The following is a 19188-nucleotide window of genomic DNA, read 5'->3' on the forward strand; positions in this document are numbered from 1 at the left end:
CTCACGGGCGAGCGCCGCGTTCCGGCCAATCCCACCCGTCCCGGTCCGCCGTCTGCCGCACCTGCGCTGCCGCCGTGGTGGTGTCCAAGCCGCTGGCGATGAGCAGGTCGTGGGCAGCCGTGCGGAACTCACCCGCGGCGACCATTCCCGAGTAGCCCAGCCGGTGGGTGTGCGGGCGGGTGGGATCCGGGGCGGACTCCCCCTGCGCCTGTCCGACCAGTTCCACAGCGGTCAGAATCTGCCGGCGAGCCTCCTGCGGGTCCGCCCGCCCGGGGGTGGTGGTGCGTCTCAGCGTCTGCACACTGGTGGCCAGCAGGTCGATGGCCGCCGCGAACTCCGCAGGAATCGGCTCATCCTCCCGGAGAGCCTTGGTGAGTCTCCGCGCGACGGCCCGACAGCCGTAGAGACTGCGCTCAAGATGGTGGATGGCCTGGGTGTATCGGGCCAGGGACCGGCGTTCGCGCCACCGTAGTGGCGCCAGTCGCACCACCTCCTGGGCAGCCGCGAGCCCCTCGTCGAGCGCGGTCATCCGTGCTCCGAGAGTCCGCAACGCGTTCAGACTCTGCTCGGTGCCGCCAAGGTCCCGACGACGCAGGGCCGCGGCCAGGTCGTGCAGGGCGGCGATGGCCGGGTCGAGGACCGGTTCGGCCAGCCGCTGCACCGTCCGCTGCGGGTGGATGGGCACCAAGAGCAGGCCGACCGCCAGACCGACGAGCCCGCCGACCGCGGCGTCGACGAAGCGGGGGACGGACAGGTCACGCACGGGCGGTTCCAGGGTGGCGATGAGCACCGCGGTGCCGCCGGCCTGGGTGAGCAGGGATCCACCGCCCTTGAGCAACACGGCCACGATGATCGCCAGCACCACGACCACGCCGGTCTGCCAGGCGCCGATGCCGAACAGCGGCATGAGCGCGTCACCGACGGCGAGGCCCAGGATCACCCCGACCAGCAGCTCGACGGTACGTCGCAGGCGTGACCCCATCGAGGCGGCCACGATGCCAACCGCCGTGGTGGGCGCGAGGACCGGGGCCGGATTGTCCAGGAACTGATACCCCACGAACCAGGCGAGCGACGCCGCGACGCCGGCCTGCACGGCGAGCAGACCGAAGAGGCGGAACCGCCAGGCACGGGTACGTACGGCGTGGCGCACCCGTTCGCGGAGGCCGGCCACCGTTCGGGACGCCCCGCCCGACTCCGGGCCGAGGTGGGCTGCCGGCTCCTTCTCTGCGGGCACTCGCGCCGCTTACCCGCCGACGGCGGACCTACCCGCCGAATCGTGCGGGTGCGCCGGTCAGTGGGCGGGGTTCGGTGTGTGCGGGAGTTTGCCGAGCTGACGCCAGTTGGTCTCGGCGACCTCGACACCGTAGTGCTTGGCCGCGGCGAGGATGTTCTGGAAGGCCAGGTCCCGATCCTCGTCGGTGACGCCCTGCACCTGATCGAACCGGGCGATGGCGTTGCGGACGTGACCCGCGTCGGTCATCGGTTCCTTGCGTTCGCGGGGGAACGCGAAGACGGTCTCCGGCAGCTCGCGCTTGTCCTTGCTCGACAGCCCGCCGTGCTTCTCGTGGGGCTTCCAGGTCGACTTCATCACCCCGCATTACCCGCACGCTGTCCGCCAGCACCTCTCCGACCGAGAATTTCCGGTCCGGCCGACCCCGGCAGAGCGGGCGGGGCACCCACCGTCGACCTCGACGGCGGGTGCCCCGCGACCTGGGTGGAGATCAGCTCAGTGAGCTGCTGCCCCCGGGCTGCACCACACCGTTCACGGTGAGCTGGTACGGCGCGTACTGCCGCACCTGCTCGGTCGGCTCGTCGTACGCCACCACGGCGACGACCTTCGGGAAGGCGTCCAGCACGGCCAGCTGAAGCTTGCCGATCGTGACCTCGGAGCGGCCGTTGGACTCGAACTGCCAGACGATCGAGTGCTTCTCGTCGATGCCGACGAGCCGCAGGTTCCAGTTCTTGACCGGGGTCGGACGGATCTCGGTCGGCGAGTCGAACGGCGCCAGGCTGGTGCCGTCGCTGAGCGTCTTACCGCCGACGGTGATGTCGTCGAGCAGCAGGCCGCCCTCGTTGGTGCCGCCATCACTGACGTACTCGAAGCCGAGCAGCACGGTCTTCCCGGCGTAAGCCGACAGGTCGTACGAGCGCGCCTCGAAGCCCCTGGTCGTACCGTTGAGCGCCGGGCCGCGCGGCCCGTCGACAGTCTTGTCACCGCGGATCGCCGTGTACGTGGCACCGCCGTCCGTCGACACGGTGACGTAGCCGTAGTCGTAGCCGAGTTCCGCGCCGTACTTGGCCTGGAACCGCAGCGTCGGGTCGGTGGTCGGCACGGCGACCGAGGTGACGGCCGTCGAGTCGAGGCTGTTGGCGTTGCCGGAGAAGAGCACCGCGTTGCCCGGCCGGTCCGGGTCCTGGGTGGTGGTCGTCCACGACAGCGGGAGGGCGGGCAGGGTCTTCGCGCCCTGGAACGTCACCGACCGCAGGTCGCGACCGCTGAGCACCTTGCCCTTGGCCGTGCCCAGTTGCACGTAGTCGGCGCCGTTCGGGGCGGCCCCCGGCGTGCCGTTGGCCGCCGTGCTGGCCAGGTTGACCGTGGAGCGCAGGCTCGGCGTGGTGACCCGGCTCTTGGCGACGCCGAGGGTGACGCCGAACTTCGACTCGCCGACGAGCTTGTCGAGCAGCGTCATCGACTGGAAGTCGTGGATGACCTGGTAGACGTCGTGGACCCCGACCGTCTCCAGCTCGGCGTCCAGGCTCGCGAGGCCCTGCCGGGCACCGTCGCGGTGCAGCCGGGACATGAAGTCGGCGCCGTAGCGGTCGTAGAGGAACAACATCAACGAGTACGCGCTGCCGTAGTCGGCGAGGACCGCGTTCGGGTTGGGGCTCTCGTCCCAGAGGGTGAGGGAGTTCTCCGGCCCACCGCAGTCGCGCGGGTTGGTGTTGTACGGCGTCTGGACCGTGCCGAACCCCTGGTAGCAGTAGAGGTGACCGTCGGCACCCCGGTCGAAGACCGTGGCCTTCGAGTCGCTGTACCCGGTCAGCGACATGGCGAAGTCGGAGAGGCCCTCGTTGATCCAGTTACCCTCGAAGGGGTCCGCGTAGTAGTGCGCGAGGTGCTGCCACTCGTGCGCGAACGTGCCCTCGTAGCTGTTCGGCCGCGCGCCCCGGCTGGTGCACAGGTCGGTGGTCGGCTCGTCCGGCGGGTTCGCCGTCATGCGGTGCAGCCAGTCGAACGCGTCGACGGTCATCACGTTGCGGTCGAGCAGCTCGTTGAACTGGGCGGAGAAGAACCCGGCGATGTACGTCGGCGCGGCCGGGAACGTGTAGTAGTTGTCGTCCCGCACGTTGTCCACGAGCGTGACGGTCTTGTTGCCGGCGCCGGTGTAGACCCCGCCATTGCCGTTGGCGTCCGGCCCGATCTGGGCGTTGCTGCCGTCCCGGTCCGGCGGGGTGCTGAAGGCGTTCGTCTCCTTCGGGTACATGTTCGTGTCGAACTCGTCGACCAGGTGCTTCACCTGCGCGTCGGTGATCTGCGTCGACGACGGCACCTGCGTCCGGCAGTCACCGGCCGGGAACGCCAGGTCGTTGGCGACCCAGACCTCGATGTGCTCACCGACCGCCCGCAGTGTGTAGTCCTTGCGGTAGACCGAGCCCTGGACGTCGTCGAGGCCGAGCCACTGACGGACCGTACCGACCGCCGGCGTCTCCACCGACTGCGCCTGCTTCCGCGCGCCCGTGCGCGGCTGGTACCGCGAGGGCGTCTCGATCGGCCGGCCGTCCAGCGTGAAGTCCTTCCGGGTGAGCTCACGCATGTCACTCCGCGGGGCGACCTTCGGCGCGACGGCTTCCGCCGACGCCGGCGACGTCGCGGTCACGACGGTGAGAGCCGGTAGGACGAGGACAGCGGCGAGCGCCCCAACCATGCGGGTGCGTGCCATGGAACCTCCTTCGGGTGTGCAACCCGGTTCCCGTGAGGTCGGTCGGGTGTCGACCGCTCACGATGATCAGTTGAACCGGGGACACGGTAGCCCGAGGCAACCTTCACGTTCGACCGATCGGGAAAGCGATACATCTCACCGGCGGGAACGGTAATCCGCAACATTCGGCGGGACCGCGTCCGTGGCCAGGAACGACGCACTGACCTGTATGGACATTCAGGTCCGCGCATTTTAAGGAAAGTTTAAGAAAGTGTCGAGTACGGGCGGCGGGCACCTACCATTCGGCGGCCGTGGCCGTTCGGGTCAGCCGCATGTCGGCTCGTTGGGAGTGACAGGTGTCGTACGAGAGCCCGCCGCCGTCACGTCATCGCCCTCCGGGGTGGCCGGCCCGCAACAAGCTCGGCGTGGCCGCCGCAGCGGCGGTCCTACTCGTGGTCGCGGCCGGGGGCGTGTACCTCAGCAACGGCGGAGTGACGCCCGAGCCGTCGAACGCGGCCAACGCCCAGCAGTACCCGTCGCCGTCGGCCGGGCAGCCACGGCCCGACGCGGCAACGTCGGACTCCGCGCCGCCGACCGTGTCCACGTCCCCGTCGACCGCCGCGACCCCGTCGACCAGCGCGACCCCGTCGACCGCCGCCGCGCCGGCGATCCCCGCCACCGGCTGGATTCCCGTCGACCGCGCGGCCTGGAAGGCGCAGGCCGACGCGTACCAGGCCTTGTCGATCGACCCGGTCCCGGCCGGTGTGGGCAACCTCCCGGAGTTCCGCGCGGACTGCCAGTACAGCCACCGGTTGCCGGATGACCCGATCGTCGCTCCCGGCCTACCGGGCGCCTCACACATGCACTCCTTCGTCGGCAACAAGGCCGTCGACGCGAGCACCGTCGCCGGCGACCTGACGAAGTTCACGGCCACCTCCTGCAAGCCGGTACAGGACCACTCCGCCTACTGGGTGCCCACGCTCTACGACAACGCGACGGGCAAGCCGGTCGAGACCACCGGGTTCCGGGTCTACTACCGATCGCTCGCCAAGAACTCGACGGGCCAGATGCCGATACCCAACGGCCTGCGCATGATCTCCGGCGACGCCAAGAAGAAGAAGCCGACACCGCGCGGCGCGACCGGGCAGTTCTACTGCGCCTTCTACGGCCCGGGGGACCTCGACGGCGTCGCCCGCAGCACCAACGGCAACTGGCCCATCTGCGGTGGGGACGCGACGCTGCACTTCATGATGCAGTTCCCCGACTGCTGGGACGGCAAGCACCTGGACAGCCCCAACCACAAGGACCATGTGGCGTACGGCAGCGGCGACGCCTGCCCACCCAGCCATCCGGTCCGGATCCCGGCGATCACCTTCGACATCCGGTACCCGGCGAAGGGCACCCCGGCGGGCTACTACCTCTCCTCCGACAAGGAGGGCAAGAGCGCCTCGTCGATGCACGGCGACGCGTTCGTGATGTGGGATGTCGCCACCATGAACAAGCGCACCAAGAACTGCGTCCTCGGCCGCCGGACCTGCGACAACTACGGATACCAGAAATAGCCCGGGGCCAGGCCCGTGTCGGCCTGGCCCCGGGGTCTGGTCGGTCAGCTACGCAGCGTCCACCGCTGGTTCGCGCCGCCGTTGCACGACCAGAGGATCACCTTGGTGCCGTTGGCGGTGGCGGCGCCGTTGGCATCGAGGCAGAGCCCGGACTGGGCGTTCGTGATGGTGCCGTTGCTGTTGACGTTCCACTGCTGGTTCGTGCCGCCGTGGCAGTCCCAGATGATGACCGCGGTGCCGTTGGCCGTGCCGGCCCCGGACGCGTCCAGGCACTTGTTGCCGTACACGGTCAGCTGCTTGCTGGCGGTCTGGGTCCAGCGCTGGTTGGCACCGGTGGAGCAGTCCCAGAGTTGCGCCTGGGTGCCGTTGGTGGTCGAGGAGTTGGGCACCTCGACACAGCGGCCGGACTGGCCACCCACGAGCTGCCCGGCCCCCGTGCCGCCGCCGCCCTGCTGTTGCCGGACGATGAAGGTCGACTCCGCCGACCGGTTGCCCTGTGCGTCGACGACGTAGAGCCGGTACTCGCCCTGCGTCGTCGGCACGGCGATCGAGGTGGCGTTGCCCGCCGCCCTGGTCATCGTCGCCCCGGCGGTGAAGGTGGTCGTGCCGGACGGCGCCAGCCAGACCGACTTGGTGGCGTCACCGGTGCTCCGGATCGGGATCGACGCCGTGGCGCTCGCGACGAATGTGCTGGCCGGCAGCACGTAGTTCGGCGCGGAGAAGGTGCTCGCCGGCACGATGTCCCGGTACGCGTCCTCCAGGCCGGAATTCGCCGCGATGCTGTACGCCGCCGCGGGCCAGACATAGTCGGAGGAGACGAGGATGTCGGCGACCGTGCTGTTCGGCAGGTTCTTGTTCGAGACCTTGTTGATCGGGCCGTAGATCTGCGTGATGCTCAGATCGTGCTTCCGGCCGAAGTCGTCGGAATTGATCATCCAGGTGACGTTCTTGTCGATGCTCAGGACGTTGTCACGGAAGGTGATGAACGCCGATCCCTCGTCCGGGTGGAGGCCGTACTTGTGGCCCGACGGCACGCCCTGGAGGTAGTTGTTGGTGATCATCGTCCCCGGCTGGCTGCCGAGCGTGTAGATCGGGGCCGTGTCACTGAGACGCTGCACCGTGTCGATGATGTGGTTGTAGCTGATGTTGTTGTTTCGGGCCGTCGTGGTGGGCCGGTTGGGCACGATCGAGCCCGACGATCCGTCGAAGTTCCACCAGCCCCAACCCATCGTGATACCCGACCACGTGGTCTTCTCGATCCGGTTGCGCTGGATGGTGAGGGTGTCGGCGAAGTACGCCGAGATGGGGCTGTGCCCGTTGAACAGGACGGCACTGTCGTAGAGGTAGTTGTTCTTGATGTCGATGTTCTTCGGCAGCCCCTCGACCTGCGCGGAGAACTTCTCCCGGTTGGTCGACGTGCCGTCTCCGATGTAGACGTGCTGCGGATGACCCACGGTGATCGCGGAGCCGGCGATGTCGTTGGTGTAGTTGCCGATCAACTGGGTGCCCTGCACGTCGTTGATCATGTTGATCCCGTCGGCGCCGGTGTGCTGGATCCGGTTGCGTTGCAGCAGGATCCCGTCGGCGTTCTGGATCTGGATGATGCCGGGCGTCACGTCCACGTTCCGGTAGTAGTAGACGTGGAAGTTGCCCTTGGCGTACACCTGGGCACCGAGGTTGCCCTGCTGCGCCTGCTTGAAGGACGAGCCGGCGACGTTGAACAGGTTCCAGTCGGAGTGCTGCACCGTCAGCCCGGAGAACGTGATGTTGCGCGCGTGGCCGCTGGTCGAGGTGCCGGCGACGCGCAGCAGGTTGGTGACGTTGTTCGGCGCGTAGACAGTCGCGGTCGACATGTTGTCGGCGCTGGCCTTGTAGTAGTAGACCGTCTTGGTGCCCTTGTCGAAGTAGAACTCGCCGGGCGCGTCCAGGAACTCGTAGGCGTTCATGAGCTTGTGGGTGCCACCCACCTGGGCGTTGCCGTTGAACGAGCCCTGGGCGATCGCCGCACCCGGCTGCTGGAACAGGGCGACCCGGTTCGCGCCGTCGGAACTCGTGGTCACCTGGCGGACGCCCACGATTGCCGTGGTCCAGGTCGTGCCCGTCTCGATCTCGATGTCGTCCTGGTTGCGGGCGACGGCGGGGAAATCATTCAGACTGTATTTGGCGCCATCGCACTGCGATCCCGACTCCCAGGCCCACGCGGCCTGGTTGGCCGTGATGGTGTACGTCCCGTAACAGCCCCCCGAGCTGATCGTCTTGGACGCCATGACGGCACGCTTGTCGTTGACGTACAGCGCACGCAGCTTGTTGGCGCGGTCCAGCGGCGCCTTCCAGATGTTGCCGCTGTGCTGGGTCCACCCGGTCACCTGGACACCACCGTCGAGGACCGGCTTCTCACCCGGGTAGGCGCCGTAGCTGATCCGGAATCCGTTGGTGCCCGAGTCACTCGTGCCGAATTCGACGGTGCTGCTGATCGGATAACTCCCACCACGCAGCAACACGCTGATGTCACCGGTCATGTTCGTGTTCACCGTACGGACGACATCCCGCGCGCGTTGCAGCGTCTTGAATGGGGATTCGACAGTCCCCGCGTTGGCGTCGTTGCCGTCCGGGGCGACATAGTAGGTCGCCTGAACCGCGGCCGCGGCCGGCAGCTGATTCGTCAGCACGGCCGGCACTGCGGCCGAGACGAACACCGCGAGCGCCAACAATGACGTTCGAGCGGTGGAAATTGCTGATTTCACGTGCTGTTCCTTTCACTTGCCGTCGACGGGATGCCGAATGTGGGTATCGAGCGACGAGCACGGAACAGCGACGCCACTAAGGACTGGCGGAGGGGTGCTGTTGCCCGACCGCACTCTTTTTCCAATCGCTACGAAGCTCTCCCCCGGACTGTATGTCGAACGTGTGACGACTGCAACAGTCAATTAAGAGTGGTCAATGCGCAAAGGCGCTCGTACCGGGCAGAACGCCCGACCCCCGCCCCACGCCCCACTGGCATCGTCCGATGAATCCGCGCCTGCGCCGCACGCGCGACGGCCGAGTCTCCCGGCTCAGCCGTGAGCTGACTCGTGCAGGAAGTCGGTGACGATGGCGGCGAGCTCCGCCGGGCGTTCGGCGACCATCGCGTGGCTGGCGCCGGCCAACGGCAGCACCCGCAGGTGTGGGCCGTCCACAGTGGCAAGCCGTTCCAGGGTGGCCCGGCGGTAGGCCACGTACACCTCGTGAAACGGTTCCTGCTCGGGTAGGTCCTCGGTGGCGAGGACGAGCAGCAGGGGGCACCGGGCATCCCGGTAGGCGGGGACCAGGTCGAGGGACTCCATCGCCTCCCGCAACTGTCCGGTCACCGTCGGATCGGGGCGCAGCCGGTAACGGCCGTCGTCACCCGGCACGAGGTTCCGTTCGAAGGCGGCCACCCAGTCCGCCGGATCGGCGCCGTACCGCAGGGCCATCGCCCGCTGCCCGGCCAGCGCCGCGGCCAACCGTTCGGCGGTGAGCGGCTCGGCCAGCATCGCGGCCATCCCGTCGAAGGCCGCCCGCAGTTTGGCGAGCTCCGTCGCCGCCTGCCCCGGGTCCATCCCGGCGAGGTGCTCCGGGCGACTCGGCGGAGGATTTCCGTCCAGGCTGACGACACCTGGGCACTCCGGGTGACGCTGCGCCCAGAGCGCGGCCAGCATCCCACCGAGGGAAACCCCGACCACCGCGGGGCGGTCGAGACCGAGGCCGTCGGCGACGGCGGCCAGGTCGTCGAGCACCTCGTCCCACCGCCACGGGCCGTCGCCGGACCGCCCGTGGCCGCGCAGGTCGACGGTGACCACCCGGTACGCCCGCCGCAACTCCTCGGCCAGCGTCGTCAGCTGGGCGAGGTTGCCGCCCGCACCGTGCAGCAGCAACAGCGAGGGTCCTGGTCCACCGAGGTCGCGGTACGCGATCGGCACGCCGCCTGAGCTGAGGAGGGAATCAGGCATGTCGGGTTCCTTCCCGGAGTAGTCGGTCGCGGACGGCGGCGGACAGCACACCGCCCTCGGGATGGCGGGCGAGTTTGCCGCGGGCGGCCAGGTCGTGGACCCCCTGGCGGGTGATGCCGAGCATGGCGCCGGCCACCGCGTACGACACCGATTCGGCGGTGGGGTGGCCCACCCGTCGCGCGACGATCTGGCCGAGTGGGGTGCGCCACCAGTCGAGGGGCGGGTGGAACGGGGCGTCGCCGGGATAGAGCGTCGAGATCGCCCGGACGATCACGCCGTAGGCGGCCTGCTCGTCACCACCGACCATGGTGGCGGCCCAGGAGTGTGCCCGGTCCCGCACGACGGCCCGCAGCGAGTCGATCGCCGGGTCACCGTCGACCAGGATCTCCAACGGATCGAGCAGCCGAACCTCGATCAACCTGAGGAGCTGCGTGACAAGTTCCGCATTAGCTGGTGGCACACCAATCCCCTTCGCTTGACGCCCATCGTCAAGCACTTGACAGGTCATGTCAAGCGTCAGCGGATGTCGTCCCGAATGCGGCCCACGTGGTGATCCATCGACCCTCGACCCTGCCCAGCGCGCCGACTCGGACGGCGTCCGGCGACCCGACCGCAGACAGCCAAGCTGCTGGCGCACACGGCCAAGCAGGCTAAACTAATCCCTTAGCTAAGCGAGGGGGTACGCCATGTCGGCTGAGGCCGTGCACTACAACATGCATGACGCCAAGACCCACCTGTCGCGCATCATCGAACGGGTGGAACACGGCGAGGAGATCATCATCGACCGGGCGGGCACCCCGGTGGCGAAGGTCGTACCGCTGGTTCGGCGGGCCAACCGCACCGCAGTCGGCTCCCTCGCCGGCCAACTCGACCTATCCGGCGACTGGGACTCACCAGAGACCAACGCCGAGATCGCCACCGACTTCGGCATCGGCGCATGACCCTGCTGCTGGACACTCACGTCGCGCTCTGGGCCATCACCGGCGACTCGACCCTCGGCGCTGAGTTCCTCGACCGACTGCGACACGAGCCGGACATCTTCCTCTCCCCGGTCACCCTGTGGGAGATCACCATCAAGCAGAGCGCGGGGAAACTCGGCGGACCCCCTGACCTCGCAGAGCGGGTAAGGGACATGGGCTTCCAGGAACTCCCGGTGACCCACGCCCACGCCATCGCCGCCGGTCGCCTGCCAGCGCACCACCGCGACCCCTTCGACCGCATGCTGGTGGCCCAAGCGATCACCGAGAGTCTGACCCTGGCCTCCCGCGACGCGTCGATAGCGCTGTACGACGTGGACGTCCTCAAGGTGTGATCGGACCGGCTCGGTGAGGGCTAGCCTCTTGGGTCATGCCCGACCCGGCGCCGCGTCCATTGCTGTTCCTCGACGTGGACGGCACCCTCATCCCGTTCGGCACACCCGCGGCGGATCAGCCGGACATGCCGCACAGTCACACCCAGGCACCAGCCCTACCGGCCGACACCGGGGCATCCGTTCCGCCCTACGTCGCTTCAGCGACCGACCGGGCACGGGCACGGGCGAGTGCCGAATCACCCTCGGGGGGCGGTGAGCCGGTAGACGGCGCCCGCGAGATCGTCACTCACGTACAGCGCCCGATCGGGGCCCTGCACGGCCATGACCGGTCGGCCCCAGCGGGAGCCGTCCGACGCCTGGAACCCGGTCAGCAGGACCTGCTCCGGGCCGAGGGTGCCTGCGCGCCAGGGGAAGAATGACACCTGCGGAGCCCGCGGCGGTGTCCGGTTCCAGGAGCCGTGCACACCGACCAGGGCACCAGACCCGTAACCGCCCGGCAGGCCCGGCGACCCCGTGAAGCTCAGCCCCAGTGGGGCCGAGTGGGCGGCCAGGCCCTGCTCGACGGGGGGGAGCGCCGCGCAGTCGAGCTTGTTGCCGTCGGAGTTGTGCTGGACATCCCGGACGAATGGCCGTCGGGTGTAACTCAACGGCGAGTCCTTCGCGCCCAGCTCCACGTCGGGGTCCGGGTTGCAGTACGGCCAGCCGAGGTCGCGGCCCCGAGTCAGCCGGGCCAACGGTTCGAGCGGGTGGTCGTTCACGTACGCCTGGAGGGTGCGCCCCTGGTCGGCCGTGCCGTCGCCGTCGTAGTCGCGGTCCACCGGGTACGCCACGTTGTCCCGGTTGTTGACCGCCGTCCACACCGCACCGTCCGGGTCGACAGCGAGCCCGGTGCCGTTGCGGACGCCGCGGGCGAAGACCTCGGGCCGCCCACCGCCGGCCGACACCCGCAGCACGGCGGCCCGCTGCGGGACCGCGTCCCGGTCCTCGACCGACACGTTGCCTGTCGAACCGATCGAGACGTAGACCGCGCCGTCCCTGCCCACCGTCACGCTCTTGAGCGCATGGGCATAGGTGCCTCGCAGCTCGGGGCTCTTCGCGTCGGGCAGCCCCTCGACGACGACGCGCCGGTCCGACAGCACGCCGGTACGGTAGGTGAAGCTGTCGACCCGGTCGCTCTCGGCCACGTAGAGCGTGTCGCCCCGGAAGGCCAGCCCGTGCGGCTGGTTCAGCCCGCTGATCAGCGTCCCCCGGGTCGGCGCGGCGTCGTCCTTCCCCGGCACCAGCGCGAGCACATCGCCCGAGCGGGGGCGCGACACAAGCAGCCGACCGTCCGGCGTCCAGGCCAGCAGCCGCGCGCCGGGCACCCGGGCCCAGACGTCGACCTTCCAGCCGGGGGGCGCCTGCAACCGCCGGACCTGATCGAACGGATCGGTGTCGGTGCCGGCGAGCGCACGCACGGCCGTGTCGGCCAGCGCCGGACCGGCGGCCGGAGTGGAGCCGGAGGGCGACGGCACGGTCGTCCCGGACGGGACGGGGGCGGCCGGCCCGTTGGAGGAGCAGGCGGCCAGCGTGAGCGCCAGGCCGCCGGCCAGCGCCGCGTACACGGTCTTCTTCATCCGGTCAGCTATACCCCGTAGACCGGAGGCGAACATCGTCCGGCTCGCGGGCTGTCGACACCGAGGATGCTCGCCGGCGGAGCTGTCCGATCCCCGCCCGTCCCGGGATCATGAAAAAAACGGTTGTGGATCAGTCCTGTTCGAACGCGGCAAACCCGAAGCGGCAGGCATCACCGCTCCGCACGACGCGCTCATCGCCCCGTAGATTGCCACGACTTCCGGGCGACCAAAATGAGCTTCCGCGCTTTGTTTCCCCGATCGCGTGTCGTCGCTCATTCTTTGGATTAATCCCGGCGGTGCCTCCGGTCATGGGCCCAATAAGGCGCACCCACGCAGGCGAGGGAAGGTCTTCGACATGTCCGCTCAGGGCCTGACCGGTCCCGGCCCACGTGCGGCGGACATGGTGGGGCCCGGCCCGGGTACCGCGGAAGGCGGCGCCGGACCGTGCCGATACGGACCCCGTCAGAGATCGGCAGTGGTGCGGGATCCCGACTGCACAGGGCAGCTCCTGACCCCGCCGTAGCGCTCGGCGCCAGTGACGATTCCGCTTTCGGACAGGGTCCGGCCCATGTAGACGACGAATGCCGGCATCCCCCGCGGGGGGTGCCGGCATGTCGACGGGTGCGTGGTCAGGCGGCGAGCAGAGCGATGCCCAGGGTCGCCACCCCGACGGTGAGCAACGCCGCGCCCAGGTAGAGCACCAGGATGAACCGGTTGGGGGTGGTGCGGTCCCGCCCGGCCGAGGCGGCGAAGAAGCCGGCCGACATCACCACCGCGGACAAGGGGATGCAGATCCGGGCGATCCAGCCGGCAGCACCGTCGACATTGCCGAGGTCGGCCAGCACGAGGCAGATCAAACTCAATGTCACGAGCACACCGGCATGGCCGTGGCCGGCGCGGGCGAAGGATTTCTGGAACGAAGTCATCTCCACCGCGCCGCTCGCGATCCGGGTCATGAGAAATCCACCGAGCTCGATGGTGACGATGGTCAGGAGCGCGACCCCGGCGATAATGCGGCTGGCATCGGTGAGGAGAATGGTGTCCATTGAAGAGGAGTCCGCCTTTCCGTATGAGATTGTTGACAACCTTAGCGGGAGACCGGACGCAGCAGAACCGCCGCGCGCCAGCACCGCCCCGGCGAGGAACGTGGCCGAGACGACGCCAAGGGCGAGGTGCACTCCGCTGGTGAACGCCGATTCGACACCGGCGGCCGCGGACCGGCGAGTGTCAGCGGTCGAGCGCCACCACGAGCTCCGCGAGGCACCGGCTCGACACGGGTGGGCACTGTCCATACTCCACCTGCTCTTCGGACCGTACCGGCCCGGACCGTTCGACCTGTCCGGTCTCGCGGTGCCGCCGGGTCTTCGCGGGGGACGGCCGCGTCACCGACGAACCCACGGTCCAGCCCTCGCGGCCGACCATGCAGGCCGACGTACCCAAAAGGCCCCGGACCGGCGTTGAACACCAGTTCAGGGCCTTGATCGTTGGTGCGCCGCCAGGGACTCGAACCCCGAACCCGCGGATTAAGAGTCCGCTGCTCTGCCAGTTGAGCTAGCGGCGCTCGCCGGCAACGGGATGAGACGTTAACACCGCACCGGGCCGGCCGGCCCGGCAACCCCCGGCCCACGCGCCACTGCCGGTGACCAGGTTCGAGCCGAAGGCCCGGGGCGTGCCGACCCGGGTCGGGACGACGATCGTCCCGGCCCGGGTTCCGGTCACCTGATGGAGAAGTCGGCCAGCCGCAGCGGGGAGTCGAACACCAGGTACACGTCGTGGGTGCCGGCGGCGCGGGCCAACTCGGCGCTGACGTTGACGTACCGGTAGTCGTCGCCGGTGCTGGGCACGGTGGCCGTGCCCAGCAGCCGGCCGGTGGGCGAGCCCAGGCGGACCTGGATCGTGCCGGCGTCCGCGCCGGCCCTGGCGACCCTGGCCGTGAGGGTGTCGGCGCCCGGACGCAGAGCCGAACCGGCGAACGAGATCCACTGGCCCGCCGCGGTGGCGCCGACGGCCGTACCCTGGGCCTTCGTCTCGTCGACCAGCCGGACCCCCGCGTACCCGTCGAAGTTCTCCGCCCGGGTCGGCCGGGACAGGTCCCGGGCCGGGACCGTCTCACCGCGGACCCGAACCGCGGTGCGGGCCCGGATGTCCTCGGCGGACGCCCCCACCATGATGTCGTGGGTGGACGATTCGACCACCCACCGGCTGCGCGTGACGTCCCAGTGCGCCAGGTCGGCGGCGGGCAGCCGCAGCGTGACGGTCCGGGTCTGCCCGGGTGCGAGTTCCACCCGCTGGAAGGCCTTGAGCTGACGGATCGGGGTCTTGACCCGCGAGGTGCGCTGGTGGGTGTAGAGCTGGACCACCTCGGACCCGGCCCGGCTGCCGGTGTTTGTCACGTCGACGCTCACCGTGATGGTGCCGTCGGCGGCGACCGGCCGGTCGCCGGTACGCGCCTGGCCGTAGCGGAACCGGGAGTACGACAGCCCGTGGCCGAACGGGTAGAGCGGCTTCGCGGTGCTGTACAGGTAGGTCTGCCCGGACGAGATGATGTCGTACTCCAGCAGGTCCGGTGGCAGTTGCCCGTCCGAGCGGTACCAGGTCTGGGTGAGCCGGCCGGACGGGTTGCGGTCGCCGAACAGGACGTCGGCCACGGCGTGCCCGGTCTCGGCGCCCGCGTGGGTGGTCCACACGATCGCCGGGACGTGCTCCTGCTCCCAGGTCAGGTTGACCGGGTAGCTGGTCTGGAGCACCAGAACCGTACGCGGGTTGGCCCTGACGACGGCCTTGACCAGTGCCTCCTGGCCGGCGCTCAGGGCCGTGGAGGTGCGGTCGTGCGCCTCGCGTCCGTTGATGAACGGGTTGCTGCCCACGACCAGTACGGCGGTGTCGGCCGCCCTGGCCGCCGCCACCGCCCGGTCGATTCCGCTGCTGATCACCTCGCGGCTGAAGTGGGTCGCGGCAGCGGGGGTGGACGCGCCGAGCTTGAGCGCACCGTCGTCGCCGACCGTGACGTACTTCTCGGGGGCGAACCAGCTCTCCTTGGTCTCGTAGCCGACGTAGCGCAGCACCACCGTGCCGTCGTCCTGCGGCTCCAGCTTGAACTGCTGCTGGACGTACCAGCCGTTCGGCTGCTCGTCGCGGGTGATGAACGGCCCCCAGTTGTAGCCGAGGTAGCGGCCGTTCGCGGCGTTGCGCAGCGTCACCACGTCCTGGCCCCAGTCCACCACGTCGAACTGTGCTTCGGGCGTCGCCGTGGCACCGGTGGCGGCGACCGGGTCGGCGTCGGTGGTGCCGGTGGCCGTGACGTACCTGCCGGTCGCCGCGTCCTTCAGGGCGATCCGGTCCGCCCCGTCGAGCCCGCTGACACTCGCGGAGTTACCCAGCCGCTCGCGGATCCCGTCGAGCGCGGTCACCTGGTACGGCAGGTCGCCGCCGTACCAGTCGGTGTAGAGGGTGTCGGCCAGCGGACCGAGCACGGCCACCTTGCGGGTGCGGGCCGGGTCCAGCGGAAGCGCCTGTCGGGAGTTCTTCAGCAGCACCATCGCCTCGCCGGCGGCCTGTCGGGCCAGCCGTTGGTGTTTCGGGCTGTTGATGACGTCCGGGGTGATGCCGCCGTAACGGCCACCGCCCGGGTCGAACTCCCCCAGCCGGAACCGCACGTTCAGGATCTCCCGGATCCGGGCGTCGATGTCCGCCTCGGTCAGCAGGCCGGTCGCGAGGGCCTGTTTGATGGCCGTCACCGTCGGTTGGGCGTTGGTGTCGTCGGTGATGAAGCTGTTGAGGCCGGCCTTGACGATCGCGGCGTTCGCCTCGGGCTGGGTGGCGTAGTACCCCTGGGAGGCCACGAGGTTGTTCGGCGCCCAGGCGTCGGTGACGTTCAGCAGCGGCTGGTCCGTCCAGCCGCGTACCACGGTGGCCAGGTCCGGATCGACGGTGGCGGGCCGTCCGTTGATCAGGTTGTACGCGGCCATCACGCCGGTCGCCGCGTCGGCGGCGATGGCTGGCTGGAACGCGGCGCGTTCGTACTCGTTGAGCACCCGAGGTGGCACGTTCGACGAGGTGACGTCGCGCCGGATCTCGTTGTTGTAGGCCAGGTAGTGCTTCAGGGTCGGGGCGCTCTTCAGGTGGTCGGGGTCGCCGCCGGTCATCCCCGAGCCGTACGCGGTGGACATCTCGGCGGTGAGTAGCGGGTCCTCGGAGTAGCCCTCCTCGTTGCGGCCCCAGCGGGGGTCACGCAGCAGGTTGACCACCGGTGCCCAGAGGTTGAGACCCCACACCCGGGGGTTCTGCACGTGATAGCCGCGCGCCTCGTCGCCGACGGCGGAGCCGACCCGGTTGATCAGGTCGGTGTCCCAGGTGCTCGCCATGCCGACCGGCTGGGGAAAGGACGTGCTGCGGGCCTTGACGACAGCGCCGTTGTTGTCGATGTCGGTCGACCAGGCCACCCCGTGCAGGGCCTCGGTGCCGGTCTTGAACAGGCCGATGCCCAGCCGGGGAACGGCTGGCTGGTACTGGTGCAGCCAGGAGATCTTCTCGTCGAGGGTGAGCCGGCCGAGCAGGTCGTCGACCCGGGCCTGCACCGGCAGGTGTGGGTCGCGGAACGGGTAGGTGGGTTCGGCGAGGGCGGTGCCGGGAACGGCCGGTAGAGCCAGTAGGACGAGCGCGAGCACGGCGATTCCGCGCCGAAGGCGCTTGTTCCCCATTTGCTTCTCCTCAGGTCGTACGACGGACGCCCAGCGGACGCCCCGACCGGTGTGGCCAGGCTCGACACCCGGCTGACGGGCCTGGACGACGGATCGTCGAAGCGCTTCGACGAACCGGCCGCAACCACCACGGCCATGATTGTTGTGATCCGCGCAACTATAGATGCCGGCCAATGGGCGGGCAACCGTGCGTCTCCCCGGCTCCGTCGCACAGCGCGCCACACCACCGGCGGGGCGGTGTCCGCGGGTGCACCACATCGACAGCTCGGGGAAGATCAGCAGATGGAGCCCGACCTTTTAGGTGGTCCCCCGCGCCCGAAGGCTTGCGTGTCCGAGCACGTGTGCCGGTGCCGAGCCCCAGCGGAAATACGACAAGGCCCTGACCCAGGATGAACCTCGGTCAGGGCCTTGATCGTTGGTGCGCCGCCAGGGACTCGAACCCCGAACCCGCGGATTAAGAGTCCGCTGCTCTGCCAGTTGAGCTAGCGGCGCTCGTTCGGCAACGGAGAAAACATTAGCACCCGCCCGAGCCGGGCTCCAATCCGGTTACCCGGCTCCCCCCTTCGGTCGAGCTTTGCGGGCAAAAAGCCACAAACCGGCCCTCGCGCTCGGGACGGGGGGGTGGGTTGAGGCGGTGATGCGGCACGATGTCCGCCAGGTACGCGAGAACAGAGGTGGGGATGACACGGTTCACGCGAGCCGGGGCGGTGGTGGGCGCTCTGACTCTGGTGGCGTCGCTGGCACTGACCGGGTGCGGCGACAAGCAGAAGACCCCGACGTTCGTCGGTGGAACGCCGGCGGCGGACGCGGGCGCCGCGCCTGGCTCGTCCGCGCCCCCGACACCAACCACGCCGGACGCGCCAAGCGTGCCGACGCTCACACTGAGCCCGGCCAACGGCGCGAACAACCGGCCGGTGAGCACCGAGATCAGCGCGAAGCTGCCGGACGGCGGGAAGGTCTCCGCGGTCACCCTGACCGCGGACGGCGGGGGCGCGGTGGAGGGCAAACTGCGCACCGACGGCTCCGCCTGGGTGCCGTCCGCCCCGCTGAAGTTCGGCACCCGGTACACCGCCACGCTGACGGCGGACGCGGCCGACGGGACGAGCAGCCAGGGCACCAGCAGCTTCACCACGATGGCCAAGCCGAAGTCGACGATCGGATCCGGCCTGTACCTCTTCGACGACAAGAGCTACGGGGTGGCCATGCCGGTGGTCACGGAGTTCCATCCGGGCATCCCGAAGAAGGACCGGGCGGCGGTGCAGAAGCGGATGTTCGTCCGCACCGATCCGCCGCAGCCGGGGGCCTGGCACTGGGTCGACAACGGTACGCAGGCGTACTACCGGGCACCGGAGTACTGGAAGCCCGGCACGACCATCACGGTGCGGATCGCCCTGGCCGGGATACCGCTGAGCAACGGCAAGTACGGCGACATGGACCGTAAGGCCACTGCCAAGATCGGCCGGTCGTTCCAGATGAAGGTCGACAACGCCAGCAAGAAGATGACGGTGTACGAGAACGGCGCGCTGGTGCGCACCATTCCGGTGAGCCTGGGCAAGAAGAGCACGCCGTCCTCCAGCGGCACGATGGTCGTGATGGAGAAGAAGGAGGCCACGACCTTCGACACCCGCGACGACCCGGATCCGGCCAACCGCTACGTCACCGACATCCAGTTCGCCCAGCGGCTTACCTGGGGTGGCGAGTACATTCACGCCGCGCCCTGGTCGGAGCACGTGCAGGGGCGGCAGAACGTCTCGCACGGCTGCGTGAACGTGTCGATGGTGAACGCCCGGTGGCTGTTCGAGAAGACGCGGATCGGTGACCCGATCACGGTGAAGGGCACCGAGCGCAAGCTGGGCGCCGGCAACGGCTGGACGGCGTGGAGCCTGAGCTGGTCGGCGTTCATCAAGGGCAGCGCGCTGCCCGTACCCAGTGGTGGGGCCGGCCCCCTGCTCTGAGCGTGTCGGCCTTCTCGCGCCGGCCCCGCCATTGGCGGGGCCGGCGTACCCTTGCACTCCGGCGAGGCGACGACGCCGCGGCGACCCCACCGCCCCCGCACGGAAACGAGCCATACTCGCGAAACGCCGGATAGTAGCAAGAATCCGGCAGAATA

The 19188-nt window shown here is 69.3% G+C and carries 13 protein-coding genes and 2 tRNA genes; 4 read left to right on the top strand and 11 right to left on the bottom strand.

Annotated elements, in window-relative coordinates:
* Position 1: 1 nt before the first annotated feature.
* From AB0C01_RS24320 to AB0C01_RS24330, 3 genes are all read right to left on the bottom strand, one after another.
* Entirely contained in the window at positions 2-1234 is a 1233-nt protein-coding gene (locus AB0C01_RS24320) for an FUSC family protein (protein WP_357572186.1), read from the bottom strand.
* Positions 1235-1291: 57 nt separating this feature from the next.
* On the bottom strand, positions 1292-1588 hold the full coding sequence (locus AB0C01_RS24325) for a DUF6582 domain-containing protein (protein WP_357250826.1): 297 nt from the start codon (positions 1586-1588) through the stop codon (positions 1292-1294).
* Positions 1589-1721: 133 nt separating this feature from the next.
* The gene (locus AB0C01_RS24330) at positions 1722-3941 is read right to left on the bottom strand and encodes a peptidase M6 immune inhibitor A (protein ID WP_357572187.1); all 2220 of its coding nucleotides are present in this window, start codon (positions 3939-3941) and stop codon (positions 1722-1724) included.
* Between the two features lie 335 nt (positions 3942-4276).
* Between AB0C01_RS24330 and AB0C01_RS24335 the strand changes: the two genes are divergently transcribed.
* A complete protein-coding gene (locus tag AB0C01_RS24335) occupies positions 4277-5482 on the top strand; it encodes a DUF1996 domain-containing protein (RefSeq protein ID WP_357572188.1) in 1206 nt (401 codons plus the stop codon).
* 44 nt (positions 5483-5526) lie between these two features.
* Here AB0C01_RS24335 and AB0C01_RS24340 read toward each other — a convergent pair whose 3' ends face one another.
* From AB0C01_RS24340 to AB0C01_RS24350, 3 genes are all read right to left on the bottom strand, one after another.
* On the bottom strand, positions 5527-8226 hold the full coding sequence (locus tag AB0C01_RS24340) for an RICIN domain-containing protein (RefSeq protein WP_357572189.1): 2700 nt from the start codon (positions 8224-8226) through the stop codon (positions 5527-5529).
* A gap of 309 nt (positions 8227-8535) precedes the next feature.
* Positions 8536-9450 (bottom strand): alpha/beta hydrolase, encoded by a 915-nt coding sequence (locus tag AB0C01_RS24345; RefSeq protein WP_357572190.1) that lies wholly within the window; start codon positions 9448-9450, stop codon positions 8536-8538.
* The gene (locus AB0C01_RS24350; protein ID WP_357572191.1) at positions 9443-9910 is read right to left on the bottom strand and encodes a hypothetical protein; all 468 of its coding nucleotides are present in this window, start codon (positions 9908-9910) and stop codon (positions 9443-9445) included. Before AB0C01_RS24350 ends, AB0C01_RS24345 begins: the two co-directional genes overlap by 8 nt.
* Before the next feature lie 226 nt (positions 9911-10136).
* Between AB0C01_RS24350 and AB0C01_RS24355 the strand changes: the two genes are divergently transcribed.
* Both AB0C01_RS24355 and AB0C01_RS24360 read left to right on the top strand, forming a co-directional pair.
* A complete protein-coding gene (locus AB0C01_RS24355; protein ID WP_357250844.1) occupies positions 10137-10391 on the top strand; it encodes a type II toxin-antitoxin system prevent-host-death family antitoxin in 255 nt (84 codons plus the stop codon).
* A complete protein-coding gene (locus AB0C01_RS24360) occupies positions 10388-10762 on the top strand; it encodes a type II toxin-antitoxin system VapC family toxin (protein WP_357250847.1) in 375 nt (124 codons plus the stop codon). The genes AB0C01_RS24355 and AB0C01_RS24360 overlap by 4 nt, the downstream gene beginning before the upstream one ends.
* Before the next feature lie 236 nt (positions 10763-10998).
* Here AB0C01_RS24360 and AB0C01_RS24365 read toward each other — a convergent pair whose 3' ends face one another.
* The 5 genes from AB0C01_RS24365 to AB0C01_RS24385 all read right to left on the bottom strand — a co-directional run bounded on the left by AB0C01_RS24365 (position 10999) and on the right by AB0C01_RS24385 (position 17570).
* Positions 10999-12378 carry a gluconolaconase gene (locus AB0C01_RS24365; RefSeq protein ID WP_357572192.1) on the bottom strand — a complete coding sequence of 460 codons (1380 nt, stop codon included), beginning with the start codon at positions 12376-12378 and terminating at the stop codon, positions 10999-11001.
* Positions 12379-13007: 629 nt separating this feature from the next.
* A complete protein-coding gene (locus AB0C01_RS24370) occupies positions 13008-13424 on the bottom strand; it encodes a hypothetical protein (RefSeq protein WP_357250853.1) in 417 nt (138 codons plus the stop codon).
* Between the two features lie 439 nt (positions 13425-13863).
* Positions 13864-13939 (bottom strand) — tRNA-Lys (locus tag AB0C01_RS24375).
* Positions 13940-14093: 154 nt separating this feature from the next.
* Positions 14094-17078, bottom strand: coding sequence for a glycoside hydrolase family 3 C-terminal domain-containing protein (locus AB0C01_RS24380; protein WP_357572193.1), 2985 nt, complete (start codon positions 17076-17078; stop codon positions 14094-14096).
* Positions 17079-17494: 416 nt separating this feature from the next.
* Positions 17495-17570: transfer RNA gene (locus tag AB0C01_RS24385), tRNA-Lys, on the bottom strand.
* 188 nt (positions 17571-17758) lie between these two features.
* Here AB0C01_RS24385 and AB0C01_RS24390 point away from each other — a divergent pair.
* Positions 17759-19033, top strand: a complete 1275-nt coding sequence (locus AB0C01_RS24390; RefSeq protein ID WP_357572194.1) for an Ig-like domain-containing protein — start codon at positions 17759-17761, stop codon at positions 19031-19033.
* The last annotated feature ends 155 nt before the right edge of the window (positions 19034-19188 follow it).

The organism is Micromonospora sp. NPDC048905 (assembly GCF_040649655.1).
Lineage (GTDB): Bacteria > Actinomycetota > Actinomycetes > Mycobacteriales > Micromonosporaceae > Micromonospora.

Excerpts from the sequence above, each read along its gene's own strand:
- AB0C01_RS24355 (WP_357250844.1), top strand. The coding sequence starts at position 10,137 with ATGTCGGCTGAGGCCGTGCACTACAACATGCATGACGCCAAGACCCAC.
- AB0C01_RS24380 (WP_357572193.1), bottom strand. The coding sequence starts at position 17,078 with ATGGGGAACAAGCGCCTTCGGCGCGGAATCGCCGTGCTCGCGCTCGTC.
- AB0C01_RS24360 (WP_357250847.1), top strand. The coding sequence starts at position 10,388 with ATGACCCTGCTGCTGGACACTCACGTCGCGCTCTGGGCCATCACCGGC.
- AB0C01_RS24345 (WP_357572190.1), bottom strand. The coding sequence starts at position 9,450 with ATGCCTGATTCCCTCCTCAGCTCAGGCGGCGTGCCGATCGCGTACCGC.
- AB0C01_RS24325 (WP_357250826.1), bottom strand. The coding sequence starts at position 1,588 with ATGAAGTCGACCTGGAAGCCCCACGAGAAGCACGGCGGGCTGTCGAGC.
- AB0C01_RS24390 (WP_357572194.1), top strand. The coding sequence starts at position 17,759 with ATGACACGGTTCACGCGAGCCGGGGCGGTGGTGGGCGCTCTGACTCTG.
- AB0C01_RS24365 (WP_357572192.1), bottom strand. The coding sequence starts at position 12,378 with ATGAAGAAGACCGTGTACGCGGCGCTGGCCGGCGGCCTGGCGCTCACG.
- AB0C01_RS24370 (WP_357250853.1), bottom strand. The coding sequence starts at position 13,424 with ATGGACACCATTCTCCTCACCGATGCCAGCCGCATTATCGCCGGGGTC.
- AB0C01_RS24330 (WP_357572187.1), bottom strand. The coding sequence starts at position 3,941 with ATGGCACGCACCCGCATGGTTGGGGCGCTCGCCGCTGTCCTCGTCCTA.